The 5643-nt window shown below is 64.6% G+C and carries 2 protein-coding genes; both read right to left on the bottom strand.

What is annotated here, in order from left to right:
- Nucleotides 1-366 precede the first annotated feature (366 nt).
- Nucleotides 367-3114, bottom strand: coding sequence for a helicase-related protein (locus IEY70_RS20500; protein ID WP_189066885.1), 2748 nt, complete (start codon nt 3112-3114; stop codon nt 367-369).
- On the bottom strand, nt 3114-5643 hold a 2530-nt coding region (locus tag IEY70_RS20495; protein ID WP_229778130.1), incomplete at its 5' end, for a DUF1156 domain-containing protein. The genes IEY70_RS20495 and IEY70_RS20500, both read right to left, overlap by 1 nt.

Below are 5643 nucleotides of genomic sequence, written 5' to 3'. Positions count from 1 at the left end.
GGTCACTCGGCACACGCTCTTCCACTGGTGGCCCTTGTTGGCTAATTAATCGGAGTCCGTATCACTCAGTCCCGCCAGCGTTCCGTCCGGCGCGCGAATGACCGCTGTCAGCGTCTGCCGACCCCCAGCGCCCGCCAGACGCTCCATTGAGCGCACCTCCGCAGACGTCGTGCGCTGATCCTCCACGTCCAGGTCATCGCGGGGCGCGCTGTTCATGACGTGGGGATTCCTGAGCTGCTTCTGGTGGCTTCAGGTTGGACATTCCGTGAAATTGATCGCTGTGGAGTGAGGGAGGATCCCGCGGAGCGCATGATCAGTGACAGGGTACTGATATCCAGCCGCTGGCAGGGCAGCTAGCTGACCGTTTCAGTTGCTGTTCCAGCGGCGCTCCAAGTGAGCGGCGGCTTCTGTCTGTTTCAGGACAGCGGTGCACGTTTCCCAGTGAGTCAGGTCGGGAACCTGCTGATGGACGCGTTCAAACGGGTGCATCAGAGCCGTTTTTTCCGCCTCGCCCACGTGATCGAGAAGCACTTTGACACGTTGTTCTTCCGCTTTGGCAAGCTCCACCCAGCGGTCTTCGAGTACCTGCGGGATCAGGCCGAACAGGGCAGCAATGTCGCCGAACCGTTCGGAGAGTCGCTGGTGGACCCGATCTTCGATGGAGCCCTGGTAACGCATGTTGTAGATGCGAATGGTCGCGTGTTTCTGTCCGATGCGCTGGATGCGGCCTTTGCGCTGTTCGAGGCGCGTGGGATTCCACGGGAGGTCAATGTTGATCAGGTTGGAGAGGCGCTGCAGGTTCAGGCCTTCAGACGCGGCGTCCGTTCCGACTAGGAGGGTGAGTTGACCGTCTCGTACCTGCTCTTTGAGGACATGACGCTCGCAGGCTGTAAAGTGCCCGCCCAGGTATGAGCCGCTCTGCTCCTCATTGGTGTACAGGCCGACAGGGGTATCGGGGAAGGCCTCACTGATCCGGCGAGCTACTGCGCGGGCCGTGTCGAGGTACTGGGAGAAGAGAATGCAGCCGTCTTGTCGCCAGTCCGCCTGCCCGTGTGTGGCGACCGCGTGACCGCTGAGCAGTTCGGTGGCCAGTTTGATCTTTGGGTCCTGGGCGCGGGCCCGACCAAGCACCCACTGCAGTTCTTCCAGTTGGCAGCGCATGTCGCCGGTCGCCTGCACGGTAACGTCCTCCTCGTCCTCTTCGGTTTCTCCTGCTGGAATGGCTGCCTCGCCTTCGAGAAGGCGGCTCACGCTGATGTAGCCGGCCTCAAGGCTGGAACTGATACGCCTGAGCAGGGCCGTTTTAGCAAAGCCGGTCAGGTGGTACTGGGTGCCCAGCACCTCGCAGATCTCCTCAGCGATCTCGTAGGCGCGGGCGACCTCGCGTTCGACTGGGACGGCCTCACCGGGGCGGTCGCCTTGAAGGTCGACATCGATGCGTTCCAGTTGCCCCTGCTCTTCGAGTGCCTGACGGGTCCGCATGATGATCCGCTGGATGTAGGGGTTGTGATCGCGGATCCACTGTGGGAAATTCCGGGTGATGAGGCGTTCCTCGATGGTGTCCAGACGGGTGTATCCGTCGCTGCCAGCCTCGAATTCCCCATCACGTAGACCTAGGCTGCGGCGCACGCCGAGCAGGTCGGGATCCAGGCGGCCGTGCGCGTCGCGGCTCTGCGCGACAGGTGAACGGTACCAGCCCCACTGGTCCATGAATCCGCTGGGCGGCGACTGGCGGCCGACAGCCAGTTCGAGGCCCTCGTCCGTATGGGTGTTCCAGCGGGAGAAAGGGCCTCCCAGCACTTCCGGAGCGCTTTCTCCGAGGATCTGAAGGAGGTCGTGTGCTTCTCTCAGATCGAGTTGTACGGGCGTGGCCGTGGCGAGCAGCACACTGCGGCTGCGGGCCGCGAGGCGGCGCGCGGCGCGGTAGAGATTATTAGGGCGGCGTTTCTTTCCCTTGCCAGAGGTGCGGGCGCGGTGGGCTTCATCGAGAATGAGGAGATCGTAGGTCTGGTCAAACACCTCGTGTGGACTGTCTCCGAGGAACGAGAGCCAGCTGGAGGAGACCAGCGCGATGCGCCGCGGGCAGTTGAGGAAGCCGCGCGTGACGCGTCCCCGTTCGTCCGTCCAGCTTCTGGCGCTACTGTCCCAGCGGGCACTCGGGACGTGCAGCAGGTCCCACATTTCGGCCTGCCACTGCCCCAGCAGGGTTTTGGGCACGGCGATCAGGGCCGGCTGCTCGCCCTGCAAGGCCATGATCTGGGCACTGACCGCGAGTTGCAGGGTTTTTCCCAGGCCAACCTGATCGGCCAGCAGCAGCCGCGCCCGGCGAAACGGACCGGAGTGGGCCAGTACCGCCTGGTGGATGAAGGCCTTCTGGTGAGGCCACAGTCCCTGTTCACTGGTGTACAGGGGGGCTTCAATGAGCGGTGCCAGGACTTCCTTGAGGTCGTGCCCGCCGCCGTTCAGGTCCCGTTGCAACAGGTCCCGCCACTCCTGGAGGGTCAGGTCGTGCCGGCCTGCTAGGCGCTGGAGATCGTCGATCACGGCGCGCGCCAGCGGAACGGCCAGCGGGTGTTCCCACAGGGCGTCGAATTCAGCCTGGACCCAGGCTGCCCCCTCTGGTGAGGGGTCCTCCCACAGCAGTTCGTAGTTGCGGCTCCAGGCGTTGGCCGTGTCGTTCACGCTGCCCATGAACGCGGTTCGGGTTCCGCCGTTGGTGATGACGCCGGCTTTCCCGTGCATGAATCCGAAGGCTTCGTCTGGCAGGACGCGGATTTCGATCTGGCCGCTGAGCAGCGCGGTGTGCAGGAGGCGCAGGCGGTCGCGCGTGCCGGGTGGGGCGCGCAGCAGTTGCAGTTCCGGCTGACTGGCATGCCAGCGGCGGCGCTGCTGCTCCTCGGCAATTTTGGCGACAGCCACGTCAGACGGATTCAGGTCGGAGTTGCAGACCATCCGGATACGCCCCACGGTGCTGAACGGCTCCTGAAGAAGCCGTAGCACGGAGGACGTGAAGTACCCGCTGAGGCGGTCGTACTGTTCGGCGCCCGTGAGGCGGGGGGTGAGGAACTCCTCGTCGATGCGGCCCAGTCGGGCGCTGAAGCGGCGCAGTGTCATCAGGATTCACCATTCATGAGGGCGCCGCGCAGCAGGCGGGCCGCTCCGGCGTCCGCTGCCCAGTGCGGGGACGTCTGCCGGCTGAGAAATTCGATCAGTTCCAGTGCTCTGGCGCGCTGCGTGTCGAACCGCTGCAGCTCTTTATGAAGCCAGGCGACGCCCCGGTCCGGTTGTTCGTGCTGCCGGGTGAGTTTCACTGCCATGAGGACGTGACGTAGGAGCGTGCCGGCCAGCGGTCCGGTCTGAAGGCCGCGCTGACCCATCTCAGTCGCGGTCATCAGCCGAACGGCCTGTCCGCGTCTCTCACTGACGAGTTCCTGCCAGGCGTTGGCGGCCAGACCTCTGGACAGTTCCTGGTACACGCCGCTTCGGGAGTCACGGCGGGTTTCGGCTTCCAGGCCCTTGAGGTAGAAGCGTTCGTGTGCGCCCAGTTCGCGCCACAGCGCGGCGTTCAGATTCGGCGGCATGAGGTCACGGCTGGCGATCTGCGAGGCCTGTTCGATCAGGCGGTGCACAGGAGACTGCTCGCCCTTGACGCGTACTTTGAGCAGTTCACGCTGCGGGTCGATTCCTTCAATGTCGTGCGAGGTGATCACGCGCAGCGCGGCCGCGTAGGTGGCGAGTTGCAGGTCAGCGGCGTCCCAGTGAAGCCCGGCTTCCTCCAGGGCGCGCATGTCGGCCAGTTGCCGCGCCACTTCCGTTTCCATCAGGGATAGGATCTCGTCCTCGAAGAGAAGGTCGACCTCCGGGCCGCGCCGCCGCAACACCAGCAGGACCGTGCTCTGCACGGCGCTCGCGCCGGTCGCGCGACCCTCGGTTTCCGTGGCGACCGTCCACGCGGCCGTGACCTTGAGGCCGGACGCCCACATGATCATGCCCAGATCTGCCCAGAGCCGCGCGTCACGGTGCGTGAACATGACCACCTGAAGTCCGTTTTCCGGCATCAAGCGCGCCAGGTTCGAGTACACCTCGATCATAGCCGCGTGGAATTCAGCGCCTTTCCCCTGAAGAGCCAGCGCACGTTTCGGGTCGGCATACCAGTCCGGGAAGTGGCGTGTCAGCCGATGACCGGACCATGCCAGGTAGAACTCACTGAGGTGCTCGTACTGAATGGCGTCCGCGTAAGGGGGATCCGTTAACCACACCGAGCAGACCTGATCCGCCGCCCGGGCGTCACGCAGATCCACGTTCAGTCCAACGGAAGGCATGGACGAGGTGGGGAGTTGCAGACTGCGGTACAGCCGCAGTCCCCGCGCACTCCAGTTGTAGATGGGTGCCATTACGTGAGACGTGAAGGTACTGGTCGGCGTGTCCGTCACGCGACTCCACAGGCAGAACTTCGACCCCCGGTCCGCGACCTTGCCCGCGAAGCCAAGCAGTTCCTTCGCGGAGCTGCTGGCTTCCGTCACCTCGGCCAGCAGGCCACTGATCAGCAGTTGTCTCGGTGTGAACAGGTGGTGCCAGTGCGTCCAGCCCCGCGTTTCCGGCAGGCGGACCTGCCGGCGATCCACCACATGGATCGGGTCCTCTGGAATCAGTCCCCTGGCTCGCCAGTCGGGCAGCCGTTCCCGCAGTAACGCCAGACACCGCGCTTCGCGGTCGAGGTCGGCGGCCGTCGCCGCCTCGTAGCTCCGCTGGCTCTTCCAGCGGCGTCCAACGAGCACGTCCTCGCTCCAGCGCACGCAGTACAGCCGCTCTTGAAGGAAGTCCTCCGGGGCAGGCGTCAGGTCATTCTTCTCCCACTTCCGGAGGCCCCGCCCATGATCATGCCGCTCACGTAGCCGTGAGAGCAGCGTCCGCTGCGGCTGCGGGCACTCCGGCGTACCGGGTGGTACGAGCGCCTGATCTACCACAGTGCCCTGCTTCGCACGCAGAAGTTGTTCCGGGGTGGCGTTCTGAACCACCCGGATCTCGTAGCGCCTGTTCGCCTCGTCCGGGACCAGTTCGGCCACCACGCGGTCCCGCGCCGAAATGACCCAGGTGGCTGATAGGGGCACCCGGTACCCCGTTTCCGGATCCATAACCTCGTTACACCACAGGTACGCGTCCGCCCGCCGGCCCCGCTCGTCGTGCTCGATGCCCCACTCGGTCACCTGACAGTCCGCCTCGGCGTACACCCACTGCTGATCCGCCTCAATCCGCCGGCGATCCGCCGGTTCCGCGCACAGCAAGGCCTGATTACTCCACGTGAGCAGACCCGCCACTGGATTCAAGTCACTGGCGTACGTGTCGCACCCCAGTCGCGCCGCCTCGAACGGCACGGACCCACCTCCACAGAACACGTCTCCGACCCGCATCCGCTGCCCGAAGCGCCGGACGCCGAGTTCCTCCACCAGTTCCCGCAAGCTGAACGCGTTCGTTCCCAGGTGGTCGTTGATCATCATCCAACTGGCCCAGTCGGCCGGCCCTTCGTAACTTTCCGCCAGACTGGAATCCTTTCGCCGCTCCTCGGTTGAACTTTCCTCAAGGCTCTTCCTGGATTCCAGGGAGCTGAGGGTGCTCTGATAAACTATCAGCATGCTGAGCTTA

Origin of the sequence: Deinococcus seoulensis, assembly GCF_014648115.1 — a bacterium.
Taxonomy (GTDB): Bacteria; Deinococcota; Deinococci; order Deinococcales; family Deinococcaceae; genus Deinococcus; species Deinococcus seoulensis.
This window is presented reverse-complemented; position numbering and strand designations above follow the sequence as displayed.